General features: G+C 59.3%; 30 protein-coding genes. 13 read left to right on the top strand and 17 right to left on the bottom strand.

Annotated features, from left to right (window positions below; all coding sequences use genetic code 11):
- The first annotated feature begins 7 nt into the window (after window positions 1–7).
- From FHT69_RS13925 to FHT69_RS13915, 3 genes are read left to right on the top strand one after another with little or no spacing between them, the layout of a single operon-like run.
- Window positions 8–766, top strand: a complete 759-nt coding sequence (locus FHT69_RS13925; RefSeq protein WP_183845652.1) for an ImuA family protein — start codon at window positions 8–10, stop codon at window positions 764–766.
- Window positions 687–2,198, top strand: a complete 1,512-nt coding sequence (locus FHT69_RS13920; protein ID WP_183905487.1) for a DNA polymerase Y family protein — start codon at window positions 687–689, stop codon at window positions 2,196–2,198. Before FHT69_RS13925 ends, FHT69_RS13920 begins: the two co-directional genes overlap by 80 nt.
- Window positions 2,195–5,494 (top strand): error-prone DNA polymerase, encoded by a 3,300-nt coding sequence (locus FHT69_RS13915; RefSeq protein ID WP_183905486.1) that lies wholly within the window; start codon window positions 2,195–2,197, stop codon window positions 5,492–5,494. Before FHT69_RS13920 ends, FHT69_RS13915 begins: the two co-directional genes overlap by 4 nt.
- A gap of 151 nt (window positions 5,495–5,645) precedes the next feature.
- Here FHT69_RS13915 and FHT69_RS33960 read toward each other — a convergent pair whose 3' ends face one another.
- The 3 genes from FHT69_RS33960 to FHT69_RS13905 form a co-directional block, all read right to left on the bottom strand.
- Entirely contained in the window at window positions 5,646–5,900 is a 255-nt protein-coding gene (locus FHT69_RS33960; RefSeq protein WP_210304241.1) for a hypothetical protein, read from the bottom strand.
- Window positions 5,901–6,267: 367 nt separating this feature from the next.
- Window positions 6,268–6,462, bottom strand: a complete 195-nt coding sequence (locus FHT69_RS34780; RefSeq protein ID WP_210304240.1) for a hypothetical protein — start codon at window positions 6,460–6,462, stop codon at window positions 6,268–6,270.
- A 317-nt stretch (window positions 6,463–6,779) separates the two neighbouring features.
- Window positions 6,780–7,535 carry a 3-oxoacyl-ACP reductase family protein gene (locus FHT69_RS13905; protein ID WP_183905485.1) on the bottom strand — a complete coding sequence of 252 codons (756 nt, stop codon included), beginning with the start codon at window positions 7,533–7,535 and terminating at the stop codon, window positions 6,780–6,782.
- 115 nt (window positions 7,536–7,650) lie between these two features.
- Here FHT69_RS13905 and FHT69_RS13900 point away from each other — a divergent pair, with 115 nt between their 5' ends.
- Both FHT69_RS13900 and FHT69_RS13895 read left to right on the top strand, forming a co-directional pair.
- Window positions 7,651–8,232 carry a TetR/AcrR family transcriptional regulator gene (locus tag FHT69_RS13900; protein WP_210304239.1) on the top strand — a complete coding sequence of 194 codons (582 nt, stop codon included), beginning with the start codon at window positions 7,651–7,653 and terminating at the stop codon, window positions 8,230–8,232.
- An 877-nt stretch (window positions 8,233–9,109) separates the two neighbouring features.
- Window positions 9,110–9,778: a hypothetical protein gene (locus FHT69_RS13895; RefSeq protein ID WP_183905484.1), complete on the top strand. Its 669-nt coding sequence runs from the start codon at window positions 9,110–9,112 to the stop codon at window positions 9,776–9,778.
- Window positions 9,779–9,919: 141 nt separating this feature from the next.
- On the opposite strand, the gene FHT69_RS13890 is transcribed toward FHT69_RS13895, so the two are convergent.
- Both FHT69_RS13890 and FHT69_RS13885 read right to left on the bottom strand, forming a co-directional pair.
- Complete coding sequence (locus tag FHT69_RS13890) at window positions 9,920–10,549, bottom strand: hypothetical protein (RefSeq protein ID WP_183905483.1); 630 nt, start codon at window positions 10,547–10,549, stop codon at window positions 9,920–9,922.
- 206 nt (window positions 10,550–10,755) lie between these two features.
- A complete protein-coding gene (locus FHT69_RS13885; protein WP_183905482.1) occupies window positions 10,756–11,055 on the bottom strand; it encodes a response regulator in 300 nt (99 codons plus the stop codon).
- Window positions 11,056–11,372: 317 nt separating this feature from the next.
- Between FHT69_RS13885 and FHT69_RS13880 the strand changes: the two genes are divergently transcribed.
- Both FHT69_RS13880 and FHT69_RS13875 read left to right on the top strand, forming a co-directional pair.
- Window positions 11,373–11,741 (top strand): response regulator transcription factor, encoded by a 369-nt coding sequence (locus FHT69_RS13880; RefSeq protein ID WP_183905547.1) that lies wholly within the window; start codon window positions 11,373–11,375, stop codon window positions 11,739–11,741.
- A gap of 595 nt (window positions 11,742–12,336) precedes the next feature.
- The gene (locus tag FHT69_RS13875) at window positions 12,337–12,555 is read left to right on the top strand and encodes a hypothetical protein (RefSeq protein ID WP_183905481.1); all 219 of its coding nucleotides are present in this window, start codon (window positions 12,337–12,339) and stop codon (window positions 12,553–12,555) included.
- A 256-nt stretch (window positions 12,556–12,811) separates the two neighbouring features.
- Here the strand turns inward: FHT69_RS13875 and FHT69_RS13870 are convergent, their stop codons facing one another.
- From FHT69_RS13870 to FHT69_RS13860, 3 genes are read right to left on the bottom strand one after another with little or no spacing between them, the layout of a single operon-like run.
- Window positions 12,812–13,075, bottom strand: a complete 264-nt coding sequence (locus tag FHT69_RS13870; protein ID WP_183905480.1) for a hypothetical protein — start codon at window positions 13,073–13,075, stop codon at window positions 12,812–12,814.
- A gap of 4 nt (window positions 13,076–13,079) precedes the next feature.
- Window positions 13,080–13,892, bottom strand: a complete 813-nt coding sequence (locus tag FHT69_RS13865; protein WP_183905479.1) for a Ku protein — start codon at window positions 13,890–13,892, stop codon at window positions 13,080–13,082.
- Window positions 13,893–13,904: 12 nt separating this feature from the next.
- Entirely contained in the window at window positions 13,905–14,813 is a 909-nt protein-coding gene (locus tag FHT69_RS13860) for a Ku protein (protein WP_183905478.1), read from the bottom strand.
- A gap of 335 nt (window positions 14,814–15,148) precedes the next feature.
- Here FHT69_RS13860 and FHT69_RS13855 point away from each other — a divergent pair, with 335 nt between their 5' ends.
- Both FHT69_RS13855 and FHT69_RS13850 read left to right on the top strand, forming a co-directional pair.
- On the top strand, window positions 15,149–15,331 hold the full coding sequence (locus FHT69_RS13855; RefSeq protein ID WP_097596433.1) for a DUF3606 domain-containing protein: 183 nt from the start codon (window positions 15,149–15,151) through the stop codon (window positions 15,329–15,331).
- 148 nt (window positions 15,332–15,479) lie between these two features.
- Window positions 15,480–15,716, top strand: a complete 237-nt coding sequence (locus tag FHT69_RS13850) for a hypothetical protein (protein WP_097544233.1) — start codon at window positions 15,480–15,482, stop codon at window positions 15,714–15,716.
- Between the two features lie 258 nt (window positions 15,717–15,974).
- Here the strand turns inward: FHT69_RS13850 and FHT69_RS13845 are convergent, their stop codons facing one another.
- From FHT69_RS13845 to FHT69_RS13835, 3 genes are all read right to left on the bottom strand, one after another.
- The gene (locus FHT69_RS13845; protein ID WP_097544234.1) at window positions 15,975–16,247 is read right to left on the bottom strand and encodes a BON domain-containing protein; all 273 of its coding nucleotides are present in this window, start codon (window positions 16,245–16,247) and stop codon (window positions 15,975–15,977) included.
- Between the two features lie 316 nt (window positions 16,248–16,563).
- Window positions 16,564–16,650, bottom strand: a complete 87-nt coding sequence (locus FHT69_RS34165; protein ID WP_312865399.1) for a hypothetical protein — start codon at window positions 16,648–16,650, stop codon at window positions 16,564–16,566.
- A gap of 190 nt (window positions 16,651–16,840) precedes the next feature.
- Window positions 16,841–17,107 (bottom strand): DUF982 domain-containing protein, encoded by a 267-nt coding sequence (locus tag FHT69_RS13835; protein WP_183845666.1) that lies wholly within the window; start codon window positions 17,105–17,107, stop codon window positions 16,841–16,843.
- Between the two features lie 1,285 nt (window positions 17,108–18,392).
- Between FHT69_RS13835 and FHT69_RS13830 the strand changes: the two genes are divergently transcribed.
- Window positions 18,393–18,587 (top strand): hypothetical protein, encoded by a 195-nt coding sequence (locus FHT69_RS13830; protein WP_183845648.1) that lies wholly within the window; start codon window positions 18,393–18,395, stop codon window positions 18,585–18,587.
- Window positions 18,588–18,678: 91 nt separating this feature from the next.
- Here FHT69_RS13830 and FHT69_RS13825 read toward each other — a convergent pair whose 3' ends face one another.
- The 4 genes from FHT69_RS13825 to FHT69_RS13805 all read right to left on the bottom strand — a co-directional run bounded on the left by FHT69_RS13825 (window position 18,679) and on the right by FHT69_RS13805 (window position 21,777).
- The gene (locus tag FHT69_RS13825) at window positions 18,679–18,951 is read right to left on the bottom strand and encodes a hypothetical protein (protein ID WP_183905477.1); all 273 of its coding nucleotides are present in this window, start codon (window positions 18,949–18,951) and stop codon (window positions 18,679–18,681) included.
- 849 nt (window positions 18,952–19,800) lie between these two features.
- Window positions 19,801–20,805, bottom strand: a complete 1,005-nt coding sequence (locus FHT69_RS13815) for a DUF3618 domain-containing protein (protein WP_183845646.1) — start codon at window positions 20,803–20,805, stop codon at window positions 19,801–19,803.
- Complete coding sequence (locus FHT69_RS13810) at window positions 20,805–21,221, bottom strand: phage holin family protein (protein ID WP_183905476.1); 417 nt, start codon at window positions 21,219–21,221, stop codon at window positions 20,805–20,807. Before FHT69_RS13810 ends, FHT69_RS13815 begins: the two co-directional genes overlap by 1 nt.
- The gene (locus tag FHT69_RS13805; RefSeq protein WP_183845644.1) at window positions 21,214–21,777 is read right to left on the bottom strand and encodes a nutrient deprivation-induced protein; all 564 of its coding nucleotides are present in this window, start codon (window positions 21,775–21,777) and stop codon (window positions 21,214–21,216) included. The genes FHT69_RS13810 and FHT69_RS13805 overlap by 8 nt, the downstream gene beginning before the upstream one ends.
- Window positions 21,778–22,372: 595 nt before the next feature.
- On the opposite strand from FHT69_RS13805, the gene FHT69_RS13800 reads away from it, so the two are divergent.
- Window positions 22,373–22,870, top strand: coding sequence for a sigma-70 family RNA polymerase sigma factor (locus FHT69_RS13800; protein ID WP_183845643.1), 498 nt, complete (start codon window positions 22,373–22,375; stop codon window positions 22,868–22,870).
- Between the two features lies 1 nt (window position 22,871).
- On the opposite strand, the gene FHT69_RS13795 is transcribed toward FHT69_RS13800, so the two are convergent.
- Window positions 22,872–23,258: a response regulator gene (locus FHT69_RS13795; protein WP_246713019.1), complete on the bottom strand. Its 387-nt coding sequence runs from the start codon at window positions 23,256–23,258 to the stop codon at window positions 22,872–22,874.
- A 479-nt stretch (window positions 23,259–23,737) separates the two neighbouring features.
- On the opposite strand from FHT69_RS13795, the gene FHT69_RS13790 reads away from it, so the two are divergent.
- Window positions 23,738–23,944, top strand: coding sequence for a hypothetical protein (locus tag FHT69_RS13790; protein WP_183845641.1), 207 nt, complete (start codon window positions 23,738–23,740; stop codon window positions 23,942–23,944).
- Window positions 23,945–23,989: 45 nt separating this feature from the next.
- Here the strand turns inward: FHT69_RS13790 and FHT69_RS13785 are convergent, their stop codons facing one another.
- Window positions 23,990–24,487 (bottom strand): DUF4142 domain-containing protein, encoded by a 498-nt coding sequence (locus FHT69_RS13785; RefSeq protein WP_183845640.1) that lies wholly within the window; start codon window positions 24,485–24,487, stop codon window positions 23,990–23,992.
- Window positions 24,488–24,640: 153 nt separating this feature from the next.
- Between FHT69_RS13785 and FHT69_RS13780 the strand changes: the two genes are divergently transcribed.
- A complete protein-coding gene (locus FHT69_RS13780; RefSeq protein WP_183905475.1) occupies window positions 24,641–25,009 on the top strand; it encodes a hypothetical protein in 369 nt (122 codons plus the stop codon).
- The last annotated feature ends 63 nt before the right edge of the window (window positions 25,010–25,072 follow it).

Here is a 25,072-nt window from a genome sequence, read left to right as displayed (position 1 = left end):
CGAGATCATGAAGTCAGCCGTCGCCCCAAACGCCGTCCTCGACGGGCTGCGCGAGCAGATCGCGCACCTGGAAGGCGCCGGTCGGCGCAGCCGAGGCGTTTTGCCTTTCGGTGTCGCGCAGATCGACGAGCGGCTTCCGGGTGGTGGATTGGCCTATGGGGCGCTGCACGAATGCGCCGGCGGCGGGACCGGCACCGTCGACGGGGCGGCCGCCGCCCTGTTCGTGGCCGGGATTGCCGCTCGCACCAAAGGCAAGGTCGTCTGGTGCCTGACACGTCCTGACCTGTTCTTCCCGGCCTTGGCGCAGGCGGGTCTTCATCCGAACCGGGTCGTCTTCGTCGAGTCCGACAAGGAGGAGGACGTCCTTGCCAATATGGAGGAGGGCCTTTCATACGGCGGCCTCGGGGCGGTGATCGGCGAGATCGTCCGGCTGCCGATGGCCGCGTCCCGGCGGCTGCAACTCGCAGCCGAGAAGAGCGGCACGATGGCGCTTGCAGTGCGGCGGTGGCGACGGCAGACCGAGGCCAGCGACTTCGGCCAGCCGACGGCGTCGACCACGCGCTGGAGGGTGAGCGTCATCCCGAGCGAGGAACTGCCGGTTCCGGGCGTCGGGCGGGCGAGATGGCTTCTGGAACTGATGAGGGTGAAAGCGGGTGAGTGCGCCGAGTTCGAAGTAGGAGCCTGCGATGCCGAGGGTCGTATCGATATTTTTTCCCGATCTGGCGACGGACAGGATCAGGCGGGCCGATCCCGCCATTCCCGTTGAGGAGGCGATCGCCGTCATTTCGAAGAGCGGTTCCAAACGCTGGGTGTCGGCCGCCGATCCCGCGGCCAGAAAGGCTGGCGTTCATGTGGGCATGCCGGCCGCCAAGGCGCAGGCGCTCTTCCAGGGCCTCCGAATGATCGACGCCGATGCCGCCGCCGATGCAGCGGCGCTCGATCGCATCACCATGTGGGCGCTCAGCCAGTATTCGCCGATCGTCGCCGTCGACGCGCCGGACGGCATCGTCATGGACACGGAGGGCGCGGACCATCTACAGGGCGGCGAGGAGCGAATGTTGACGAGCATCGCCAACCGCTTCCGCGCCAAGGGCCTGACGACACGGGTCGCCATCGCCGACACGTGGGGTGCCGCTCACGCATGCGCTCGTGCCATCAACCGCGAAACCGTCGTCGTCCCGAGTGGGGAAACTATCCGGGCCGTCGAGCGCCTTCCGATCTCGTTGCTGCGGCTGCCGGAGAAGATCGTGGGCGATTTGCGCACGCTAGGCTTTCGGACAATAGGGGAGCTTTTGGCGACGCCGCGTGCTCCCTTGGCGCTTCGCTTCGGACCGGAAGTGGGTCGCCGTCTCGACCAGATGTTCGGTCGCGTCTGCGAACCAATAGATCCCATCCGTAGCCCGGAACTCGTCGAGGTCAGCCGATCCTTCGCCGAACCGATCGGCGCGGCGGAGACGATCAACAAGTATGTTGGACGGCTGGTTGTTCAACTCGTCGCCGAACTTCAGCGGAAGGGTCTTGGCGTCCGTCGCACCGACCTCATCGTCGAGAAGGTCGACGGGGCCAGACAAGCGATCAGGGCGGGAACCGCCAAGCCCGTGCGAGACGTCGCCTGGCTGACGAAACTGTTCCGCGACCGGACGGAAAAGATCGAGCCGGGCTTCGGGATCGAAAAGCTGACCCTCGTCGCGGTGATGTCGGAACCGCTCGAGGAGAAGCAGAAGGCATCCTCGCTTGTCGACGACGAGGACGCTGACATCACCCCGCTGATCGACGTCTTCGGCAATCGGGGCCAGCGCGTCTTTCGGGTCGCGCCCGTCGCATCCGACGTTCCGGAGCGTAGCGTCCAGCGGATCGCCGCGGTTGGCGAGGACGTGACGGAGGGTTGGGTCTACCATTGGCGGCGACCGGTGCGGCTGTTGGGGCGTCCGGATCCGATCGAGGCGATAGCTCTGCTGCCTGACCATCCCCCTGCCAGCATCACCTGGCGCGGCAAGCGCCATCGCGTCAAGCGTGCGGACGGGCCGGAGCGTGTGTTCGGCGAATGGTGGAAGCGCGACAGCGAATTCGAGGCTGTGCGCGACTACTTCGTCGTCGAAAACGAGATCGGCGAACGGTACTGGATCTTTCGCTCCGGCGACGGCATCGATCCTGAAACTGGCTCCCATAAGTGGTTCATGCACGGGATATTCGGATGAGATACGCCGAGCTCCAGGTCACGACGCACTTCAGTTTCCTTCGCGGCGCATCTTCGGCCGACGAGCTCTTCGTGACCGCCAAGGAACTCGGCATCGACGCTTTGGGCGTCGTCGATCGAAACTCTCTGGCAGGCATCGTGCGAGCGCTGGAAGCATCCCGCGCGACGGGCGTCCGCCTCGTCGTCGGCTGCCGGCTCGATCTGCAGGACGGCATGTCGATCCTCGTTTATCCCACGGATCGTTCGGCTTATTCGCGCCTGACCCGCTTGCTGACGCTCGGCAAGGGCAGGGGTGGCAAGGCGAACTGCATCCTAAACCTCGACGACGTCGCCCTTTATTCCGAAGGCCTACTTGGTATCCTTGTGCCCGACCTCCCGGATGAAGCCTGCGCCGTCCAACTTCGCAAGATGGCGGAGATCTTCGGAGACGGGGCATACGTCTCGCTCTGTCTCCGGCGCCGTCCGAACGACCAGGTGAGGCTGCACGCGTTGGCGAATATGGCCGTCAAACATCGGGTGAAGACGGTCGTCACCAATGACATTCTTTTCCATGAGCCGGGCCGGCGGCAGCTTCAGGACATCGTTACCTGCATCCGCAACAACACCACAATCGACGACGTCGGCTTTCAGCGCGAGCGACATGCCGACCGCTACATCAAGCCACCCGATGAAATGGAGAGGCTGTTTCCACGCTACCGCGAGGCGCTGGCCCGGACGATGGAGATCGTCGAGCGATGCAAGTTCTCCTTGGACGAGCTAAGCTATCAGTATCCCGAGGAGGCGATCCTCCCAGACAAGACGCCGCAGGAATCCCTCGAGCATTATGTCTGGGAATGCGTGCCCAACCGCTATCCGGAAGGCCTGCCGCCGGAGGTTCTCAAGATCGTCCGTCACGAACTCGATCTCATCCGGACGATGAAATACGCCCCATACTTCCTGACCGTCTTTTCGATCGTCCGCTTCGCCCGGTCTCAAGGCATCCTCTGTCAGGGGCGGGGGTCGGCGGCGAACTCGGCCGTCTGCTACATCCTCGGCATCACCAGCATCGACCCTTCAACCAACGACCTTCTATTTGAACGCTTCGTCTCCCAGGAGCGCGATGAGCCGCCAGACATCGACGTCGATTTCGAACATGAGAGGCGCGAAGAGGTCATCCAATGGATCTACAAGACCTACGGCAAAGACAAGGCCGCCCTCTGTTCGACGGTGACCCGTTACAGGGCGAAGGGCGCCATCCGCGACGTGGGCAAGGCGTTGGGGCTGCCCGAGGACCTCATCAAAGCCTTGTCCTCGGGCATGTGGGCGTGGTCGGAAGAGCTGGTCAGCGACCGCAGTCTTCGCGATCAGGGCTTGAACCCGGAAGACCGTCGTCTAGCGTTGACCCTCAAACTTGCGCAGCAGCTCATGGGTGCCCCTCGGCATCTGGGCCAGCATCCAGGTGGCTTCGTCCTGACGCATGACCGCCTCGATGATCTTGTTCCGATCGAACCCGCCGCAATGGTCGACCGACAAGTGATCGAATGGGACAAGGACGACGTCGAGGCGCTCAAATTCATGAAGGTCGACGTCCTGGCGCTAGGCATGCTGACCTGCATGGCAAAGGCCTTTGTTCTCATCCGAGAACACAAGGATGAGCACCTTGATCTCGCGACCATCCCTCAGGAGGACCAGGCGACATACGCGATGATCCGAAAAGCCGACACCCTCGGCACTTTCCAGATCGAGTCGAGGGCGCAGATGGCAATGTTGCCCCGGCTCAAGCCGCGGACGTTTTATGATTTGGTCATTCAGGTCGCGATCGTGCGGCCTGGCCCGATCCAGGGCGATATGGTGCATCCCTATCTCCGGCGCCGCGAGGGCAAGGAGGCAGTCGTGTATCCGACGCCGGAACTGGAGGCCGTTCTCGGCAAGACACTCGGCGTCCCGCTCTTCCAGGAGTCTGCCATGAAGGTCGCGATGGTCTGTGCGGGCTTCACCGGCGGCGAGGCAGACCAGCTTCGCAAATCGATGGCGACCTTCAAGTTCACCGGCGGCGTCTCGCGCTTCAAGGACAAGCTCGTGTCCGGCATGATCAGGAACGGCTACACGGCCGAGTTTGCCGATAAGACCTTCAGCCAGCTCGAAGGATTCGGCAGCTATGGGTTCCCGGAATCCCATGCGGCGTCGTTCGCCTTGATCGCCTATGCGTCCAACTATGTGAAATGCCACCACCCGGACGTCTTCTGCGCGGCGCTGCTGAACTCGCAGCCGATGGGATTTTATGCGCCGGCCCAAATCGTCGGCTGTGCTCGGAACCACGGCGTCGAGATTCGGCCTGTCTGCGTCAACAATTCCCGATGGGACTGCACGCTTGAGCGTATCGCCGATACCGACCGTCACGCGGTCCGCCTCGGGATGCGCATGGTGCGCGGACTTGCCGCTGCCGATGCCGCGCGTATCGCGGCTGCCCGCATGGATCAGCCTTTCGAAAGCATCGATGACATGTGGCGGCGGTCCGGGATCCCGGCGGCCTCTCTGGTCGAGCTCGCAGAGGCCGACGCCTTCCTGCCGTCTCTGGGACTGCAGCGGCGCGACGCCTTGTGGGCGATCAAGGCCCTGCGGGACGAACCACTTCCGCTCTTTGCAGCCGCCTCGGAACGAAAGGCAAGGGCGATTGCCGAGCAGCAGGAACCCGAGGTCGCCCTCTGTCAAATGACCGAGGGGCACAACGTTGTCCAGGACTACAGTCATATCGGGCTGACGCTACGCCAACACCCTGTCACCTTCCTGCGGACGGCTTTGACGGAGCGCCGGATCGTCACTTGCGCTGAAGCCATGAACGCGCGGGATGGTCGCTGGTTGATGGCCGCGGGCCTTGTCCTCGTCCGGCAGAGACCTGGCAGCGCGAAGGGCGTCATCTTCATGACGATCGAGGATGAGACCGGTCCGGCCAACGTGGTCGTCTGGCCCAAGCTCTTCGAGCAGCGCCGACGCGTCGTCCTCGGGGCATCGATGATAGCGATTAATGGGAGAATTCAGCGTGAAGGCGACGTCGTTCATCTCGTGGCCCAACAAGCCTTCGACCTGTCGGGCGATCTCTCCGGGCTGGCCGACCGCGACGCCGACTTCCGGCTGCCAACCGGCCGTGGAGACGAATTCGCACACGGCACGCCGGGAGCCCAGGATTCACGCGACAAGGTGCCGGCGTTGACACCGAGGGACATTTTCATTCCCTTATGCCGAACTCGGCATAAGGGAATTTATCCCGAGCCCGATACTATGCCGAGTAACTTCCCTAAGGCCCGAGATTTCCGATAATCCAGGATCGAAAGCTCGGCATAATTTGAACGCGTTGGAAGACCGGGTTCGGCCCGAAGCCGGCATTCGCTTGTTGCAAGTGCCGATATGGAAATGCGGGTGATACGGCCGCGGTGACTTTCAAGTCAGGTCCGCCGACGCAGCCGTTTGCTCATATCCCAAGCCGCTTGGCGGAGTGCGGATCGATTGAATGCGACGCCGCGTCGGCCGGGATGCTTTGATCAGTAAGCGATCGAGGCTCATCGTTCAGCGGTGCAATGTCGTTGTCCATGAGATACACGCCACTAACGGTGTCAAGCAAAGGACTAGCAGAAGCGAAGACGATCGTGCTGGCACCCTGGGCAGGCGTCTTCTTGCCGATGATGGGATCGATAATTGGAAGACCTGCCTCGTCGATCAGGCCCATTCTGCGCAGTGTTCATCGCCGGCAGCGCTGTTAAGCTTGGTGCCGGCGACGACCGATGGACCGCGTACCCGCGAATCCCGTCCGCTGCGTAGCGACGATCCAGTTCGACCGCGAACAGCACATTCGCCGTCTTGTACTGGGCGTATGCGGCGAGCGAGTCGAAGTCCGTTGTGAAGTTCGGGTCCTCCGAGCGGATGCGTCCGAACCGATGAGCGCCGGAGGATACGTTGACCACTCGCGCGCCCATGGCGGCACGTAGTGCTGGCAGCAGCGCCAGCGTTAGCTGGAAATGGCCGAGATGATTGGTTGCGAACTGTGTTTCGTATCTCGCGCGTCGCGCTCGGGTCCGCCGGACGCGCCGGCATTGTTACAACGATGTGCAGCGACTTTCCCGTGTCGAGCCAACGAGCGGCAAGGCGTCGATCGACGACGGGTCGATCAAGTCGAGCTTGTCCACCTCGACGCGAAATAGGCCTCTTAATGCTTCGGCGGCTCCATCGGGATTGCGGGCCCCAACTACGACAGATGCACCGGCCTTAGTGAGTGCGCGTGTGACCTCCAATCCGATGCCGGCGTGGCCGCCGGTGACGACGACGTTCCGACCGGTGAGATCGATGCCGGCGAGGGCGTCGTCTGCTGTCGACGCGGGCGCGAAGCACTGCCGATGGGGTGTTGCTTATGGCTCATCGGGATAGTTCCTGCATGTGGGCAAAAGCGGGGTTATGCCGGACCGGTCCAGCGCCAGCCGAAGCCTAAAGGTATGCCGATCCCCGAGATGATAAATCTAGCTCTCGTCTCGGGGCTCAGCTCATAATGCCGCCGTAGAGGCAAGTGGTCATGCCGATAGGTATCCTCAAGTCTGGGACTGCCACGCCAGCGTTAGGCAAGCATACCCCCGTCCACGAGAATTTGTGCGCCAGTGATGTAAGCCGCTGCTGGTGACGCCAGAAAGGCAACCAGCTCGGCTACCTCGTGAGGCTGTCCATAGCGACCAAGGGGGACCATGGTCTTGATCATTGCGGCGCGGTCACCTTCATCAGGATTGGCTTCTGTCGCGATCGGTCCCGGCTCGACCGTGTTGACCGTGATCTGGCGGGCCGCGAGATCACGTGCCCACCCCCTGGTCATCCCGACCACGGCGTGCTTTGTCATCCCGTAGGAACTGGCACCGGGCGTCGGCACGCGCTCGCTGAAGAAGCTGCCGATGTTGATAATCCGTCCGCCATCACGCATCGCCGCAACGGCGGAGGAAGTCGTATACCAGACGCCGCGCACGTTGATGTCCATCTGTCGTTCGAAGCTGGCATCGCTCACCAGTCCAACCGGACCGTGCTCGGCAATGCCAGCGTTGTTGACCAGGATGTCGAGGTGACCGCCGAGCCGATCAAGGGCTTGAGCCACGGCTTCCTTGGTGGTGTTGGCGTCACCAGCGTCGGCAAAGATTGCAAAGGCCGATCCGCCTGCGGCTACGATTTCAGCTACAAGTGCCTCGGCCCGTTCCGCGCTCTTCGAATAGGTGATCGCGACCGAAGCACCACGATGAGCCAGAAGCTTGGCGCAGGCAGCGCCGATGCCGCGACTGCCCCCTGTTACAAGGGCGGCTTTCCCGGAAAGATTAAATATTTCAGTGTTCATCGGGCGATCTCCATGAGGGCCATGCCATTGTCAAAAGACGTCGCACCGGTTACAGGGAAACGGAACAACGTTCACTTTAAATGCGGAACGATGTTCCGTTTGTCAAGGAGCATTTATGGAAACAGGATCGGATGGCGATGCGAAGGGGGCGACCAAACCCATGCGTGCGGATGCGCAGCGTAGTCTGGATGCCCTGCTGCGGGCGGCCAAAGACGTTTTCGCCGTCGAGGGAGTGGATGCTCCCATTCGCACCATTGCCAACAAGGCAGGCGTGGGTTTGGGCACGGTGTACCGGCACTTCCCGCAGCGGTCTGACCTGATCGCCGCTGTCTTTCGTCGCGAAATCGACGACTGCGCAGACGCAGCTATCGATCTCGCGCAACGTCACGAGCCCTTCGAGGCATTGCGATTGTGGATGCAGCGCTTCTCTGCGTTCTTCGCAACCAAGCGCGGGCTCGCAGGAGCACTTCACTCGGGCGAACCCGCCTATTCAGCCTTGCCGGGCCATTTCGAGGCACGCCTTCGTCCCGCTCTTCAAGAACTTCTTGCTTCGGCGTCAGCCACCGGACGTATCCGTTCGGACATCGCCGCAGATGAATTGCTGGGAGCAATCGCCCGTTTATCAATGTCGGAGAATGACGACCCCGCCCAGGCGCAACGGATGGTGGCGTTGTTGGCGGATGGCCTTTTGCTGTGACGATGCGCTGTCAAGGGGAATGCAATGTCCTGTGGCGGCGCTTTCCTGCCTAGTGAGAGTTCCTCGATGATTGGTGGGCTCGGCAAGACATCGCGGCCCTCACCGCGATGTCAATAGCTCCGGCAGGGATCAAAGTTCGTCGAAAAACGCCAATAGCTCGTCGCCAGCCCTGAACCGGCCAGGCGATTGTCCATTGAACGGGTCGATCTTGGCTAGAGCGGCCTCCGTGATTGCCAGGTGGGCATGCAAGTACGGCTGTGTGGACCGCATGGACTCATGGCCGAGCCACAATCACGACGCCCAACCCAATTTGTCGATCAGGAGCCGCGAGGATCGCTTCGATCTCGCTACGGGTGAGAAATTGCACTTCCCGCTTCGACCCGATCTTCCCTACCAGCCATCGATTTGATTGTGGGGGTTCCCAAGAGCAGCCATTGTTTGTCCGGCATGTAGACACTGGGCATAGGGGGATTACCGAGCCGACTGATCGCTCAGTGGGGAGAGGAAAACGGAAGCTGTCGAGGCAACTCCGGCGACGATCCAGAAACCTGGAAAGCTTGTGAGCGACGGGAAGCTATAGGCGCGAAGCTCGATAAAATCGGTTGGTGCTACGGCCGCGAAGGCGAGGCCGGATACCAACATCAGTGGCACGGGTGGGGCCAGGATTCAGACCGGCCTTAACCTTGTCTTGTCGCTCGGCCGCGGGTCATCGGGCAGGGGGGCATACGGACCACACCTTGAATCTACTCTGTCGAGATCTCATCTTGGGGAGAGCATTCCTAATCGCTTTCAAGCGAGGCACACTGCAATAGCCGGTACTGATTCCGTCGTGCGTGCGACCGATGCAAATCGCTTCTCGAACTCTACGAGGTAAGTGTTGACGCAGTTCTTTGAAACAACTCAGGGCATCATGCTAGTCGGAGCGATGATTGGGGCTGGCTGTTTCGCCGCCGGCACGATCATACCGAGCGCACTGCGGTGGACGAGTGCTGGACGCGGGCGGAACCCAAAAGCCAAAGCGCGCAGCGCGGCGATGCTGACAGCTCTGGCATTGGACGATTTTGTCGGCACCGCATACGCTGCCGTTCACGATACGCCTGAGTTCAACCCAGTCAACGAAGGCGAATTCGTCTTCCACACACCGGATCCGGTCCTTATCCTTCCACTGGCTGAAGATTTGAGCCTCCTCGGCGACGAGCTCTTCCACGAGGCTTTATGGTTATCGAACCGAGTGACGAACCTTGGGAACGCGTTGGATAACCTTGATCTCTCCGGCCCAGGCTTCGACAGCTTTTTCGAGCGGCGCCAGGAGGGCTATGCGGTGGTCGCGGCGAAGGCGATGGACCTCATCGAGCGACTGCTTGCCGATTTTGATCTCAGTCTTCCGGGAAAACCTGACTACTACAGGCAGCGCGATGGATTTGCCTCGGTCGTACAAGCTGCTGGCGAACGCAGCACCGGCATTAAGAAGATGGCAGCGAGGGTTCAGACCCCTGGTTCCAATGTCACTCATCTCTTTCCGAAGACAAGTGAAGAGGGTGAGTAACGTCCGGGGTCAACGGCCCAGCGGACGACTGGCGTGGAGCACTCACCAGCAACGCCGAATGACCGACATATAGACGGTCAGTGTGTCCGTTTCAAGATTCCCCCGGTCGTTCGAGGTCGCCACAACGTCGAGGATGAGGCCTCAGCGCAAGAGTCCATCGACGTCGAATTCTTCCCAACCGCGAAGCTGCGAAGCCGCGTCGTCCGGCTTTCCCTTATTGACCTTCTCGGTCTTAGCGGCCTTCTTCAGCGACCTCGTCAGCTTCGCCTTGTATACCGCCTTTCGACGTTTCTCCGCTTTGGCTTCGGCATCTTGTTCACGCCATTCGTCGACCGCCCCGCGGTCGAGCAGATCTTCGACCACCTTGGGATCGAAGACATGAAAGGTGATCCTCCGGGCTCGGCCGTTAAGTCGTACGGTCCGGGTTCCCGCGCTCGGCAGACGGCCGTCCGCGAGCCAGCGATGTCGTTCGCCGACCTTCATAGTTAGGATGTCCTGGATCTCGCGCGGGATGACGGGCAGGGTTTCGACGTCCTCCATGGCCCTTGAGACGACTGCGGCCGCCGCGTTGAAGACGGCCTTCTCGCTAGCTGACATCGCGAGTATGATGTCGCTTCCATCGAGTGCTAGCGACTTCTTCGAGGCCGCGGGAACACGCGATTGCAGTTCCTGAAGTATTCCTTTCGCGCGCACCGACGACCCCATGGTGGCTGCGGGAGACAGTGTCCATGTCCTGATGAGCTCTACGTCGTTCTTTTCGTGTTTCGGCATGAGCGCTAGATGGGATGGGAGTGCTTCGACGTCAACGACAGTGACAGTTTGAACCCGCCCGCAAACCTTCGTGGAACCTTAGTCATTATCGCTGGCTAGCCGGCGGAAGGTGCTAACGCATCCAAATCAATCGAGCAGGCCCGCCTTCGAGTACTCTTGACTGGATCACCTTCCTTTTGGCGGCGTCCGCAGCCGTTCCCTGAGCGTCACGAAGCCCTGGCGATCAGCTCGACCAGCCGTGCTTCGTCGTATGGCTTTTCGAGCACAGGCTGGCTGTAGCGGCCGTCCATGTCGGCCTCGTCGAATCCCGTCGAGAAGATGAAGCCCTTCTTCAGCTTGATGAGAAGATCGGCGACGGGATAGTTCATTTCTCTGCCGAGCTTAAGGTCAAGAACCGCAATGTCGAACTTGGTCGTCTTGACCATCTCCAGCGCCTCGTCGAGCCGACTTGCAGTGCCGATCACCATGGCGGACAGAGCGAGAAGCAGACCTTCAGTGGATCGCACCGCTCACGCCGCCAACCCGGCGATCCGCGAAACCAGCCACAGCATCGCGGCGGTCCCGATTATGTAGGCGCCGAACTGACGCGCCGGTGCGGGCTGGTCATGGAAAAGCTCGGGGCGCGTTCGGCTGGCGAGGCGGTGTCGATCGCTGAAAGAATGGGACGTCTCGAACCCGCGTCAAACCCACCGCGTCACGTCTGAACGCGGAAACGCTTCCCTTTAGGACAGTATCGGAGATCCACCTTCTCGGCTGGCTGAAGCGAGGCACAAAATTGGAACTCCCACCAGGCATAGTGGCTGTCGTGGAAGACGATCCGAGCATGCGCAGGAGCGTCCGGAGGTTGCTGAATGTCTACGGCTTTTTGACGGAGGAATATTCGTCCGCCGAAGCATTTTTGAGCCGCGACGCCGCGAGCAAGGTTGAATGCCTCGTGCTGGATATTGATCTCGGCGGTATGTCCGGGATCGAGCTGCAGCGACGACTGAGGGAGTGCGGTTCCAAGCTTCCGGTAATTTTCATCACGGCTCTCGAAAAGAGTGCAGTGGAAGCAGGCGCGGTGCAAGCGGGATGCATCGCCTATCTGCATAAGCCGTTTCCAGGTGCCTTGCTGATCAACGCCGTTAGCAAGGCACTGGCAGCTTCCACGTCCGATTCAACGGTAAATATGAGCCTTCCTAAAGGACAATAGCGCTCCCAGCTTTCTTCATGCCGGCGATGATCACGAGACTGGAATTCCTTCTCTACGGTCGGGCCTAGGTACCGCGTACATAAGGATAAAGGACGTCGCCAAGCAGATGATATCGGACCAGTCGCCGAAGCATACGGCAATGCGGGAAACTCTCAAGGACGCCCGTACACAATATCGAGATGCAGGCGACCGCGCATACAGATGCGGTGACGCCCTTTTCCACCTACGCGAAGAGCGGGTGGCGGCTCGAAGTCGGGCGGTGCGGGTCGTCGCCTTCCTTGCTATTCGTCTTTGTCTTGGGCATGTCGCAGCAAATGGTGTCGAAGGAGTCAAGCGTCAAGGGAACTCGGGAGGATTTCCCACGTTTTCGCAGCGAGGAGGACCCCATGTCTGTGCCAAACGAACCCATTGTGCCGCCGCCATCGCCGCCGCCCGTCGACACGCCACCGCACGATCCTGACCGGATACCCGGGGAGGAACCGCTTCCCGATCCCGAACCCGACGAGGGCGCTTCTCCAAGAATACGCGCTTCCGTACATTGCCCGACGTGGGACCTTCTTTGCAGAGGCATTCGTCTTCAGCCGGAGAACGGGCAATGACCAAGGAATGGCGCGACGACCTGAGCCTGAAGCTCGAAGATTTCGTCGACACGTTTGTGGTTAAAGGCGCAAAGGCGACGGACGTCTACGATGCCATCCAGAATGAACTCGACCGCCTGAGGGTTGCGTACGACCGGGACCCGGATCCCGCAGACGACCAATCGGACAACGTTGTCGAGGAACCGTCAAACGACTGGCCGGCTTCCCAGGCCTGACCAACGGCCGGGAAGCCGGTTGGCACATCCTTCAGGAAATTTCTAGTTGAGACTTGTTGCGGACACACTTCTCACAGCTAGAGCTCCCTTATAGGCCTCGCTGATGAGCGCTGAATTCACTGCTGGCAACGCTGCATCGCTGAAATGCCTTTGATCACGGATGTACTGGCACTGGTCAGAGGGCGATGATGGGTCGGTGCGGTTTCGACCCGGCCTTTTTTGTTGCCTGAGAGGCCGGGGGGTTCCTCAGGGCGGATCAGTGCCACGTATCCAACAACGGCTCGTCGTCGTCAAAGTTTCCATTGCTGGCAGCATCGTACGGGTTGATGCTGCGGCCACCGCCACGCGTGCCATATGCCGTCAACTGAACCATGACCTCTTTCGCACGCTCAATGGCCTCGTCTTCGCTTGCAGCGTGACCGTCTGCGACCTTGATCGACACCACTTCACCGTCGTCGCCGACGAAATCTATCCGCCAGCCCGTCGTCTCGTGTGCAACCTTGGTTTCCAGCAAGTGCATGTGACTACCCGGCCTTCCTGCCTTTGAGATCGGCCTCGACGCTCTTCCGGAGCGCATCCATGATACTGACCACATTCGACTTCGGTGCGGATTCGGCCGCTTTCCCCTTCGCCGTTTTTTTCGGTTTCAACGCCTTTTTCTTCTCGTCGATGAGCTTCAGCAGGCTGGTCTGAATGGGATCGCTGACCATGTCCGGCGACCAGCGCGCGGTCTTCTGCTTGATGAGCTTCTGGACGAGTGGAATGAGATCCGGATCTGCTTGCTCGTCGATTTGCTCGAAGTAATTCTCCTCCGGTCGAACCTCGTCGCCGAAACGCAGCGTCCAGAGCACGATTCCTTCGCCGCGCGGTTCCAGGACGACCGCCCGCTCTCGGCGGCCTATCACGAGCTTCGACACACCGAAAACCTTGTCGGCCTTCATGGCATCCCTGATCACCGCAAATGCCTCGTTGCCGACGGCGTCGTCCGGCATCAGGTAATGCGGCTTCTCAAGGTAGATCCACTCGATGCTGTCGGCCGGGACGAACTTGTCGATGTCGATCGTCTTCACCGTGTCGAGCGCAACGGCATCCAGATCGTCCTCGGTGAGGATAACGTAGTCGTTCTCTCCGCGAGCGTAGCCCTTGGCTTCGTTCTCGTCCTTGACGGGCTTGCCCGTGACGGAATCGATGTATCGGGAGACGATGCGGTTGCCCGTCTCCTTGTTGAGTGTATGGAAGCGAACCTTCTCGCTTTCGCTCGTGGCCGGGGTCATGGCCACGGGGCAGGTGACCAGGGAGAGTTTGAGATAGCCTTTCCAGTAGTATTTCGGAGCCATCGTCTAATCTCCCTAGCTGGCTTTGCGCTGCGGGGCAGCCTTTGAAGCGGCGGACTTCGCTGCCGCCCCGCGCGCGGCGTGCTGCCTCCCAGTGCCGGTGTTGGCGTTGGCGGCAGTGCGTTTCGGTTTGTCCGCAGCGGCCTTCATGATGCCTGCGCTCTCGCGCAGCGCGGCCAGCAGATCGTTGGGCTTCGAGACCTGCACCTTCTTCGGCTTTGGAAGCGACTTGCCTTCCAGCTTCGCCTTCACCAGATCGGCGAGGGCGGCTTCGTAGCGGTCGTCGAAGGTCGCCGGATCGAACTCGCCCTTCTTGGTGCTGATGATGTGCTTGGCGAGCTCGAGCATCTCGCCCTGGATCTTGAGCTTGGGCATCTCCTCGAAAGCCTTCTCGGAGGAACGAACCTCGTAGTCGTAGTTGAGCGTGCTGGCGATTAGGCCCTTGCCGTGCGGCCGTATCAGCACCGTGCGCATTCGACGGAATAGGACGGTGCGGGCGATGGCTGCGACCATCGACTTCTTCATCGCATCGCGGAGAGCCGCGAACGCGTCTCCGCCCATCTTGTCGGGCGTGAGGTAGTACGGTTTGTCGAAATAGACGTCGTCGACGTCGGAGCAGGGGATGAACGCCTCGATCTCGAGCGTCTTGTTGCTCTCAGGAATCGCGGCGGAAACTTCCTCAGGATCGATGATGATGTACTGGCCGTTCTCGATCTCGAAGCCCTTGGTCTGGGCTTCCTTCGGCACCGGATCCTCGGTCTGGCTGTCTATGAAGATGCGGTTGACGCGGTTGCCCGTGGCCTTGTTGATGGTGTTGAAGGTGATGCGCTCGCTAGTCGAGGCTGCCGTGTAGAGAGCGACGCCGCAGCTTACCTCGCCGAACTTCAGAAAGCCTTTCCACTGCGCACGCTGTCCTGACGGCATGACAAATACTCCGAATCATTAATACGCGACTCAAAGACGTGTCAGGGTGATTCGTTCCGACTCAAAACGAATCATTTTTCAATACTTTACGGAAATTCTCTCTCAAATTGATTCCGCCGTCACCGCTGGCCGAATTGCGCCCGACAGTAGTGGAAAGGTGGAGATTTGTTCAGTTCGAGCGCCACGGTAACCACCTTCCTCCCAGCACAATGGCGGGCACCGCTTAGGGAATTCCGCAGCCGCTTCAAGCGCAGCATCGCCATCCACTGTCTCCCGGGAACCACCGGAATCCTTGTGAGTTTGTACTGCGAACGTTCATTCGAAGGAGAAGCCCGATGGCACAGACACCGACATCCCGCGGCCGCGCACAGGATCGAGCTCGCGTGGCCGGCGGTCAGGATCACGAGGTCAAGTACGAAGCAACGAAGGAAGGCGTCTCGAAAGATGCTGTCAAGAAGGCCGTGAAGAGCGCTGGAAACGCACGGAAGAAGGTCGAGGCCGAGATTGGTCGCCGTTAGACGGCCAAGCGGTGTTGCCCTATCCATGGACGAGGCAGGTTCCCGTGAAGTCCTGTCTTTGTTAGTCTGAAAGATGGCGACCCCGCTGTGGTCGGAACGAAGCAGTCATAGCCGCGCACGCCTGCCGCCGCCATGTCTGGGGTAACGCATGTCCAAGTGCTTACAGGAAGACCACCTGCTGATGTCGAAGGCCGTCCGTGAATGGTATCGGTACTACGAGGTGGAGTGGGACGATCAAGCGTCCTCCTTTTTGTGTGATGCCGCCATCGAACTCTACAACGAGGGCTGTCGCTCTTTAGAGGAGATGGCGACCGTTCTGATCGGCACTTACGTCGGGCTGGCCGCCACGCGCGTAAACGCGCCATCTTCGAGCTCAGTGCATTGACAGGCCAAATCAGATCGGGCTGCACTCGGCGAATTCGCACTGCATGTGATCCGAGCGCGTCTTCTTCCAGCCGTAGACATATTCCCCTGGTCGATTGCGGTCGCGCGCATGTTTCGTCGCACCGCTTAAACGAAGCGCTGGCGGCAAAAATCGCCGCGCTGCTCACGCGTCTTCCTGTTGAGTATTGCCAACGTCCGGGCTATCACCTGCCTGCTGACCGGGCCTCACCCGACCTTTGTCCTGATCCGATTGATGCCATTACTGGGCGGGAAACCGGCTCAGCATCCGGTCCTGGACGTTCTCCTCGCCGACGATCATCGCCGCAAGCGAGATGGCTTTATCACGGTCCGCAACGTTTGTTATGTAGCCTTCGAGCAGGACCACAGGGCCGAGCATCCTGATCTCGATCGCACTGCTGTCGATATCCTGAGCGGCGGAAAGGGTCGCTTTGATCGTCGCCATGGTCGAGGCCGAACTATGGCCCTGGGAGCAGCACTCTTGGTGGCTGGCATTGTCGGAACCGAACTTCATATCGTCCTCCTGGTCGTTGCCCTCCACGAACCGTCATATTACCTCAGAACCTAATATGAGAAGCGGGCTATGGAGTCGCCAGTCCGACTTAGGTCCGTCTTCCCCTCGGCGCGATCCAGCTTAGATTTTCCTCATCCTTGTTAAAAGGACACCAGGGAGGTTTTAGCAATGTTGCCGTTCCCAGTCAGAACCTCCCTGGTGAAGCTTTGTCGATCCATGTCGGGCGTCGCATAAAAAGCGAAGATTCGCCCTGTGAAAAGCTGCCTGGATGCCATTCAGGGCAATATTCCCCCGAAGACCGCCGGCATGATCTCATTCATGCGCTGGGCCACGAGCGAGATGAGCTTGTCCCCGTCGGGTGCCCGAAAGTATCGTTGACCGCTTTGAATCGATCGAGGTCTATGAACAGTTACGCAGTGGCTCTGGTCTGCGGAGCCGCCGCAAGCCGGACGGCGAGTTCGGTTCTGAAATGAGCTCGGTTTGAAAGACCGGTCAGAGGATCGCGCGAGGCGAGATGCTGGAGCTCCTCATGACTCGAGGCGAGCCGTGCTGAACGTCTCACCCTCACCAACCACCGCTTCTTTTACTCGTTGTCATCGCTGAACGACGGTCAGCGCAGCGATACCTGCCTCATCGGCCGCACGCAGGAACGCGTCCCAAAATTGCTCCGGAGCGATCTCACCGCTGATCGCATCGACGCAAGCCTTCACCGCAGTGACATATTCTTCGCCGTCATCGGAAGGCCAGTCCTTGAGCAGCATATATGCCGCGTCGCCGAGGGTGCGAACGATCCTGTGAGCTGGCCGACCGCGCAGAGCCAGCCCGACGGGTGTGAATGCAGACGTTGCGTCCCAGTTCATTGTCGTCGACCTCAGGTCAGGCATCGCTATTCCCGGGGGTAATATACGCGTGTATTCCAAAATCGTAATTGACGATTGGTTACCCGTAGTGATCGGGTGTGAAGGTATGCCGCTGGAAAGGATTGGGCGCTCTACGATTTCGTATCGGAGCGCCCTGTGCAGAATCGGCTATTGTTGCGATGGATGACGACAGGGGCAGGGCATCGAGGTCACTCGCCCAAGGTTTTGAAACTCTGTGAGCATGGGATGCGAGGGTAAAGATGAGGCCGATCGATATCATTTCGACGGCCTCCAAAATTCGGATTAGTTTAGCGCATCGCGATTGCCAGAATAAGAAGAGCCGGTTCAAGTTGAACGTGGCCGACCGAGGAGGGCCCAAGCTCGACGTAACTTCTGAAGCCGGGAGGAAATCCGCTGTGGAGGAGGGGCCGATATTCCATTGCGAAAATCAGCTAAGGCTTGAGCCTCCAGCCTCGTTCTCTCGCTTGACCATTGCTGGTCAACTATTGGCTTGCCGGTCTGGTGGTCTATTACCGACCACCTGCCGTTCTCGAGTGCTTGTATCTGGTAGCGCTGCATTCTCAAGCCATAGATTTGGATATGCCTACATCAGCCTGAAATCTCTTTGAAATCAACTGGAACGGAACGCTGCTTTACACATACTTCGGTTAGATGGTGAACCTCCGGTTACCCGAGGGCAAGCGGCAACTTCCATATGGCGTCGAACTATCGACCTGACTACATTGTAGCGGCAATGTTTCCATCGGATATATCGCTTGTTATACGGTGATCAGGTACTTCTGAAGCCCTCAGGGATATCGCGTCTGTCCGGAAGCTACCTGGGAGCAAATCGGACTCTTTGATCCAGCCAACCTAGCACCTGCGCTCAGTGGCCATCCGCAATATGTAAAGCCGTCGGCGGGCCCTCGACTATGGGTATCGGACGAACGTACATCATTTGTTTCTTCGCACCTGCGGTAATTGTCATACGATTCAAAACGCTAAAAAATAACAAAAATCAGTTGCTTACTCGAAGTTTCTCGACTAAGTTTTTGCAGAAGAATTCCGAATAACCGGCCTCGCCGGCGATACTCAGCGGTCGGTTGACCTCGCTTGAGGAGGATCATGACGTTGTTTGTCCGAATTCGTTTCTTCGCAATGATGCAGCGAGCGCGTGATCTCGTCTCGATCCGATACGGACCTACGACGGCAATCTGACGCGTCGGAAACCCTTTGTCCCACTTTTGTAAGATGGTGCTCCGGTGTGGTGCGCCCGAGGTTTGTTATGCAAAAGCAAGCTGTCGTATTCAACGGTCAGGAAGTCGGGATCGCGGTCCCTGTCGAAAACCGCCTCAAATTCATCGCTGTCCGCTTCAATGTCATCGACCTGGACAACAGGCTCTTCGACACGGTTACCGAAATCCGGCGCGCCATTACAGAGCATCTCGCGTCCAGCGGTCGTGCGATAACCTCGTACTGAATGGCAGGAGATATTCTTCTACGTCATGCGGCGTCCGTCATCGTGAATGGTCCCAGCAAGCTGATCCACCAGTGCTTGGGGCTCTTGTTTCCTACTCACGAACTTCAAGCTTGTCGTCATATTTCAGGGCGAGCCGACGGCATTCCTCGCAATTCAACGTAATGCCCTCCGCAACGACACTCGCTGCGGCGGTCGTGCAAACCGAAACGTCCAGTCTCGCGACATGCAGAATTGCATTACCCAATAGCATATCGCAGGGGGCAGTCTCGACTTCGGCCCCGCCCACGCTATGCGCGACGACGCCACGAACGGTCGCCAGCATTCCACGCTTTCTTAATATGGTTATGTCGGCATCCCTTGCCATGACGATCTCTTCTGCCGCCCGAGGCGCGGATGTCCGCCCGATACGCCCCATCTGCAACTAAACGGCCGCGAGACACCTAAGTTCCCATCGCCTATTCAGTGGACATTCCAGGAAGAAGCGACGCGACATCCTTGTTCCACGCATTAGCGGACGAAATCTCCGGGGCTGCGTGGCGGCTCTTGTCGATTGGACCGCCGAGATTTGAACCGCAACCTGCCGTGGCTGGCGCTTCCCAAAGAGCAGTTCCCAGGGGCGACGTATCTTCTCGAGCCAGGGCTTGAGCCTCCAACCTGATCCTTTCGCTTGCCGCAAAGGCAGCCACGGGGAAGTGACCTTTTTCATCGAAGGCGGAAGTGATCATCAGGGCGATCAGGTCCCGGTTCCGCGACCAAATTCTGTTGAGCAAATGGCGGTGTATTCTCGAAACAGAACAAGTTATAATTGCAGTAGTAAGCTATCCACTAAAATACGCAGGTAAGCCGGTCGCTGGCAAAAATGATTCTGGGCAAACCGCCGGTCACACTTCAGCTCGCACTGGTCAGTCTGATATAATAGCCGTCGGGATCGTCAAGGCGGAAGTCGCGCAGCGCCCAAGGCTGCAGGGCAATATCGGACGCCGGCCAGCCGCTGTCTTTCGCCATGCGATAGGCACTTTCGCCGGCGGCCACCTCAACACGATTTCGACGCCAAGGCCGGGTCGTTCGCCTTTCGACCCGCAATGGATGATCGTTACAGCACGGATCGCGAGTTGATCGCGAGCACGGCGTCACCGTTTTTCAGCATCGTGTATTCCGCGCTCGCCGAACTCGCAAGGCACTGTAGCGATTTCGCGCGTCGCTGATCCCACGTTCAATTCGATTGGCGATCACTGCCTTGGGTACCCGCCTTGAACGCATCGACCTCAGTGGCGACTCGCTCCTTAACGGCGTCGTGAGCATCTGACGCCACCGAAGCGACCTTTTCGTAGACCTCCGTCGCCACTTCTTTGCCTTGGTCGACTACGTCCAGTGCTCGAGCGCTAAGCGTATCTGTGGTGGAATCGGAGGCCTCACCGAGCCACTCGTCTTCAGTGTCTGTGTGCGGCAAAGCGGCGCCTATAGCGGCTCCGACGGCGAAAGCCAGAGCGCCCCCAACCAGCGGCTGATCGCGGAACTGCTTGAGGATCATTTCGTTGAGCTTGCTGGTTTGCTCTTGGAGACTTGTCGCCGCTGAAGACGATTGAGCAGACAGCGAGCTTGCGGCCGCGGACGCACGCGCGCTCATCCCGCTTGCGGCGCTTTTTGCCTGCTCCCATTTCTCCGCTGCCCAGCCAGTTGCCGCATCGAATATCGCGCCCGTCTCGTCGGTGATCTGATCGACGTGTCTGCCAGTGGCATCGGCAAACCCGCGATAAGTCTTACCTGCTTCGTCGACGAAGTGACCCGCACGGTGTCCCGTTTCATCGGTCAACGCCTTCAGCCTCTTGCCAGAGCTGTCTGCGAAATGACTGTAGCGGGAGCCGTTTTCGGTCTCGGGTGGGCCAAGACGGCGGACCGGGCCGTTTGCCGGATATAAGGGATACTCAGGTTCGGGCTGGTGGCTGGCAGGCGGGCTTGCGGGGGTCCCCTTCGCCATGAGCCAGGCAAGGCTCACGCCCATCAACGCGACGGGCAGTGGATTTGCCTTCAGCGCTTGGCCGAGGTTGCTGACATACTCTCCGCCGCCGGTGCCCTTTGCATAGGCAAGGACCTCATCGACCAACTGGCCTGGCGACATCCGTTCCTGAATAGCGTCGATGCGGTCGCCAATACGCTGGCGATCCTGATCGATCTCTCGCTGAAGGTCGGCGGAGGTTTTTTCGGTGGAAGTTTCCATCAGATTTTTTCCTTCACAACGTCGACGTCGCGGCGAAGCGAGGTCGTGGTTCGATCGAGTTTCATGTTGCTTCTACGAAGCGCAGTGAGGCCGCGAGAGACCATCGCCCATGCGATGAGAGCGATGACCACCCCGACGATAAGCGAGGCGAGCGCACTGGCGCTTGTTTCGGTGAAACCTTGGGTGACCAGGAAGGCCGCAAGCCCGGCAACCAGGGCGCTCAACAGAACGCCCACAGCGCCTATCGCAAGGACAAGCCCGAAAATAACCACTTCCACGCCATTGAGCGCTTGCGAGAACTTTTCGGACACCTCCGTCTTCGCGAGATCGATTTCCTTGCGCAACAGGCCCGCAATATCGGCAACGAGGCCGCCGATCAGCTCTGAGAGGGGAACATTGTCGGGAGATTTAGCCATTGGCGTAGCCTCCAGATGACCCCGTGGGCGTAGCCGGCAGCGTCCGCCTTGTTGCCGGCGCCGGCGACCGCTTGGCGGAAGCAGTCAGAAATCTACTTGCGCTCAGTCCCGCAAGCGCTGCAATTCCCAGAAACGCTAGCGGCTGCTTGCGACCGAATTCCTCAGCCAGCGCCGCGATTTCGCCGATGTCTTTGTCTTTCATCTGCCTCGCGACGCTTTGGACGCTTCGTCCGATCTGCTTGGCATAGCGTCCGACCTCCGGTTGGCCGGATGCTTCCAGTTCTGCCCCAACTTTCTCAAGCGCCGTTGCGACGCCGCCAACTTGGCGGGCCGCGAAGGTCGTTTGTTCGGAAACCACCTCTTTGACTTTTTCGACCGCGGTATCGGCGCCTTCTTTAATGGTGTCCTTGGCGGCGATCACGTCATCAGCCAACTTCTCCTTCAATCCCGCGAGTGACGCGGGAGATTGCGGTGACGACAGCGCGTCTCCAGATTGCAATGACGTCTCGGATGACGGCCTTGGCCTGCCATCCATTTCCGTGAATTCGTTTGACACTGAAGCCTCCCATGACTGTACGAGCGGCGGTTGCCGCACCCACGAACCTCGGTTGGGCGGCTTTGTTCCCAACTCCCCAGCCTGTTGTTCTCTTCGATGAAATTTGCGCGGCTTGGACAGTGTGATCGAAGTGGTTTTTTCAAATCGCCAGCCGCAGCCACGGTTGCGTTTCAGATCTCTGCCAACGCAGCGACAGCTAAAAGCTATACGGGTGTAAGCCATTGCATGATGGGAAAGATCGAACCGTTTGCGACGTATGATTTGACTGAAGTCGCATACGCAAGCGTGTCGTGGCGCGGTTCATTACTGTGGCGGGCGGCCCTTTTGCCGTTCTGATTAGTGCACCAAACCAACCACTTCCGCAGGGCGAGTAAACCCGTCAAGAGATTGCCGGCCTCATGGGTCAGACGGTCTGCCAAGGGTTGCCTGAAGGGCGGATTGCCCGAGGCGGCACATCCCGTACCTTCGCTTGGAAGCCTACGAATTCAGGGCTCGGATTGCGTCTTCGGAAGAGCGTGGGCGCGACTGGAAGAATCGGTGATCCGAGTGGAACGGAACAGGTGAGGCGAAGTTCACTCATCAGAGGAGAACCCCAATGCCCACTCATGATCGTCCAAGTTTTACCGAAGCAGAACTGCTTGAAAATATGCCGGCTCTTAGATCTTTCGCCAAACGCTTCAATAGTTCGACGAGCGATATCGATGATCTTGTTCAGGAAACGCTTGCAAAAGCCATCGCACATTCCGGGAATTATCAGCGCGGCACTCAGCTGCGCTCCTGGCTGTTTACCATCATGCGCAACACCTTCTGCAGCAAATTCAAAATTTCCAAACGAGAGCAGGTCGGTGGGATCGACGATTTCGCCGCTTGGGCGTCATCGCAGCCATCGCAGATCTGGGAGCTGCGCGGCCGCGAGCTCGAGGTCGCGATTTCTGCTTTGCCCACGAATTATCGAACCGCCATTGTGCTGGTATTTGTTCAGGGTGTCAGCTACGAGACCGCTGCAGACAGGTGCGGCGTCCCGATTGGGACAATCAAGAGCCGGATCAACCGGGCTCGCTATCATTTGACCAAAACCCTCGACGGCGAATAATTTAGTGGTATTCGCCGGTCCTCTGGCCGAACAACGCTTCCGCAATTTTTCCCAATTCGGTCGGCTTCTCGCAAAGCGCGAAGCCTGTGAACCTCCCGGGGATTACCGACGGGTCGAAGGCTGTGGCGAAGACAAACGGGATATCGCGGCGCTCAAGCTCGTCCGCGACCGGAAATACCAAATCGCCCTCAAGATGAACATCGAGGATTGCTGCGTCGATCTCCTCATTCTCGACGAGATCCAGAGCGGCGGCCACTCCAGCGACGGGACCGACAACTGTTGCGCCGGCCTTCTCAAGCTTCCGCCGGGTCTCATCCGCCAGAAAATACTCATCTTCCACGATCAGTACGCGCTTTCCTGCAAAGAGCTCGATGGCTAAATTTTCCAAATCCTCGCTCCTCTGCCCTAATTGTGACGGGCCGGTATAGATGATTTGTCCGCAAACAAGCGAGTGTGGTAGCAGGCATGGCGGGGTTATGAAACTAAACGCAATCATTGGGCTGGCTTGATTAAACCGGATCCGCCCAGATCCATGCGATCTGTCGCCATCCCTACGCGTGTTACCTTGCCTTGAACATGACAGTGCTCGCCTGCTTGCGTTAGCTGAGGCCATAAACTGTCCGCCTGCGATTCCGCTTCGGGTTCCTGCCGGTTCTGCATACGCCATCCATTGGGCATCCCCTCACTCTGCCATTCGGCGTCAGCGAGCTGCCCGACTGCTTCTTTCCGATTGTTCGCCACTATACGTCTCCTTGATTCCGTTCGAACCAACCAACATGCCGCAGCGGCGAATGTTCCCGGCCTTTCCAAACGGCAGGAACATTGGAAGAGCGTTGAGGTTCGATCGTTGAAACCAGGAGAGTGACGATGGATGGAACAGAGTGGGCGATGCTTTTCGGAACGCTGACGCTCATGTGCTGGATGGGAGCGGGTCTTGTTGCGGTGGTGCTGGGCACAAGTTACGCAGTCCGGAACAAAGAAATGGGACGGGGCTCCGAGGTCGTCACGCTCGGTCTGACTGTGGCCGGACTGGTTTCAGCCTTGGCAATGGTCGCGGCAATCGCGTTGTTATGACAATAGCAGACAGGGTGAAAACCGGCTGCCAGATCACTCCTACCGTCATTTCGAAGTCAGGCCGCGGATTCGCGTCAGATGCATCCGAAGGTCCGGTAGTATTTTTGCAGCCGTCCGCTTGAGTTGCCCATCCGGCCCCTGCTTTGAATAGCTTTCGAAGAGGTTGACGGCCTGTTCGTGGGCGGCCACCTGAGTGGAAAGATAGGCCTGATCAAGATTGGCGGCGTCGCTTTGCCGAAGAGCGGCCAGCTTCGAAGTAAACTCTGCGTCGAGAGCTGCGGGCAGTTCGATGCCGTCTTTTTGTGCCGCATCGCTGAGAGCAGACCCCGCCTTGCCGTGATCCCTAATCATGTCATGCGCGAACTGTTTGGCGTCATCAGCCTTTCCGCTCGCGACCTCGATGTTCGCGGCCTCGATCTCGAACATATTGGACATGGCGGCCTTCGCCGCGAAGTCGGTGGCGTGCTGCTTAGCGGCGTTGTCTGCTGCGGTGGCCGAAAATGCAGCCAAGCAGGCTAGAAGGGAGGCGAGAACGATTTTCATGGAAGTCTCCATCAGAGGAACGGGCGTCCAACCTCGGCGCGTGGCAAATGTTCCGCGATTTTTTTTGGACCCATTTGAGTGTGCTTCTGAAAGGCTGGGAACTTCCGGAGCCGCCCGCGGTTGGTGCGGTTCACTATTAGGGAGTTTTTTACGATGACGAATCCGGACCACCAGTCGCAGCGGCCGCCCGAGCGAGTGACCGAAAATGCGACAGACGCCAGACAGGGGCGATACGGCAAACCTGTCCTAGCGGTCCTCATCAGTGCTCTCGTGCTCACGATGATTGCCTGGGGCGCGGCCGAAATCTGGGGAGAAAGCATCGACACCGATCCTAAACCCACGGCATCGACGGTTCCTGATCCAATCAATGCCAAACCTCATGGCGCCGGAACGTTCGACGACGACGCGGCGGGCGGCGGCAGCCGACCGCCCGAAGCTACCGATCGTGATCCTACGCCTCAAGGCAGTGGCGGCGGTCCGACCATGGTCACGACACCCAGCGGCACCGAGAAGATCCGCTGATGCAAAGGCACCAAGTCGACGCATCGCCGGCCGACTCAAGGATATGCTCCCGTGACCCCGACA

Source organism: Rhizobium sp. BK008, from assembly GCF_014197345.1.
In the GTDB taxonomy this organism is placed as follows: Bacteria; Pseudomonadota; Alphaproteobacteria; order Rhizobiales; family Rhizobiaceae; genus Rhizobium; species Rhizobium anhuiense.
This window is presented reverse-complemented; position numbering and strand designations above follow the sequence as displayed.

Coding starts and splice junctions, on each gene's coding strand:
- FHT69_RS13835 (WP_183845666.1), bottom strand. CDS start 17,107: ATGAACTGGGACGCAACGTCTGCATTCACACCCGTCGGGCTGGCTCTG.
- FHT69_RS13900 (WP_210304239.1), top strand. CDS start 7,651: ATGGAAACAGGATCGGATGGCGATGCGAAGGGGGCGACCAAACCCATG.
- FHT69_RS13920 (WP_183905487.1), top strand. CDS start 687: ATGCCGAGGGTCGTATCGATATTTTTTCCCGATCTGGCGACGGACAGG.
- FHT69_RS13850 (WP_097544233.1), top strand. CDS start 15,480: ATGTCCAAGTGCTTACAGGAAGACCACCTGCTGATGTCGAAGGCCGTC.
- FHT69_RS13875 (WP_183905481.1), top strand. CDS start 12,337: ATGACCAAGGAATGGCGCGACGACCTGAGCCTGAAGCTCGAAGATTTC.
- FHT69_RS13890 (WP_183905483.1), bottom strand. CDS start 10,549: ATGCCGAAACACGAAAAGAACGACGTAGAGCTCATCAGGACATGGACA.
- FHT69_RS13815 (WP_183845646.1), bottom strand. CDS start 20,805: ATGGAAACTTCCACCGAAAAAACCTCCGCCGACCTTCAGCGAGAGATC.
- FHT69_RS33960 (WP_210304241.1), bottom strand. CDS start 5,900: ATGGGCCTGATCGACGAGGCAGGTCTTCCAATTATCGATCCCATCATC.
- FHT69_RS13785 (WP_183845640.1), bottom strand. CDS start 24,487: ATGAAAATCGTTCTCGCCTCCCTTCTAGCCTGCTTGGCTGCATTTTCG.
- FHT69_RS13880 (WP_183905547.1), top strand. CDS start 11,373: ATGCGCAGGAGCGTCCGGAGGTTGCTGAATGTCTACGGCTTTTTGACG.
- FHT69_RS13870 (WP_183905480.1), bottom strand. CDS start 13,075: ATGCACTTGCTGGAAACCAAGGTTGCACACGAGACGACGGGCTGGCGG.
- FHT69_RS13905 (WP_183905485.1), bottom strand. CDS start 7,535: ATGAACACTGAAATATTTAATCTTTCCGGGAAAGCCGCCCTTGTAACA.
- FHT69_RS13865 (WP_183905479.1), bottom strand. CDS start 13,892: ATGGCTCCGAAATACTACTGGAAAGGCTATCTCAAACTCTCCCTGGTC.
- FHT69_RS13830 (WP_183845648.1), top strand. CDS start 18,393: ATGCAAAAGCAAGCTGTCGTATTCAACGGTCAGGAAGTCGGGATCGCG.
- FHT69_RS13855 (WP_097596433.1), top strand. CDS start 15,149: ATGGCACAGACACCGACATCCCGCGGCCGCGCACAGGATCGAGCTCGC.
- FHT69_RS13860 (WP_183905478.1), bottom strand. CDS start 14,813: ATGCCGTCAGGACAGCGTGCGCAGTGGAAAGGCTTTCTGAAGTTCGGC.
- FHT69_RS13825 (WP_183905477.1), bottom strand. CDS start 18,951: ATGGCAAGGGATGCCGACATAACCATATTAAGAAAGCGTGGAATGCTG.
- FHT69_RS13925 (WP_183845652.1), top strand. CDS start 8: ATGAAGTCAGCCGTCGCCCCAAACGCCGTCCTCGACGGGCTGCGCGAG.
- FHT69_RS13780 (WP_183905475.1), top strand. CDS start 24,641: ATGACGAATCCGGACCACCAGTCGCAGCGGCCGCCCGAGCGAGTGACC.
- FHT69_RS13790 (WP_183845641.1), top strand. CDS start 23,738: ATGGATGGAACAGAGTGGGCGATGCTTTTCGGAACGCTGACGCTCATG.
- FHT69_RS13810 (WP_183905476.1), bottom strand. CDS start 21,221: ATGGCTAAATCTCCCGACAATGTTCCCCTCTCAGAGCTGATCGGCGGC.
- FHT69_RS13800 (WP_183845643.1), top strand. CDS start 22,373: ATGCCCACTCATGATCGTCCAAGTTTTACCGAAGCAGAACTGCTTGAA.
- FHT69_RS13915 (WP_183905486.1), top strand. CDS start 2,195: ATGAGATACGCCGAGCTCCAGGTCACGACGCACTTCAGTTTCCTTCGC.
- FHT69_RS13845 (WP_097544234.1), bottom strand. CDS start 16,247: ATGAAGTTCGGTTCCGACAATGCCAGCCACCAAGAGTGCTGCTCCCAG.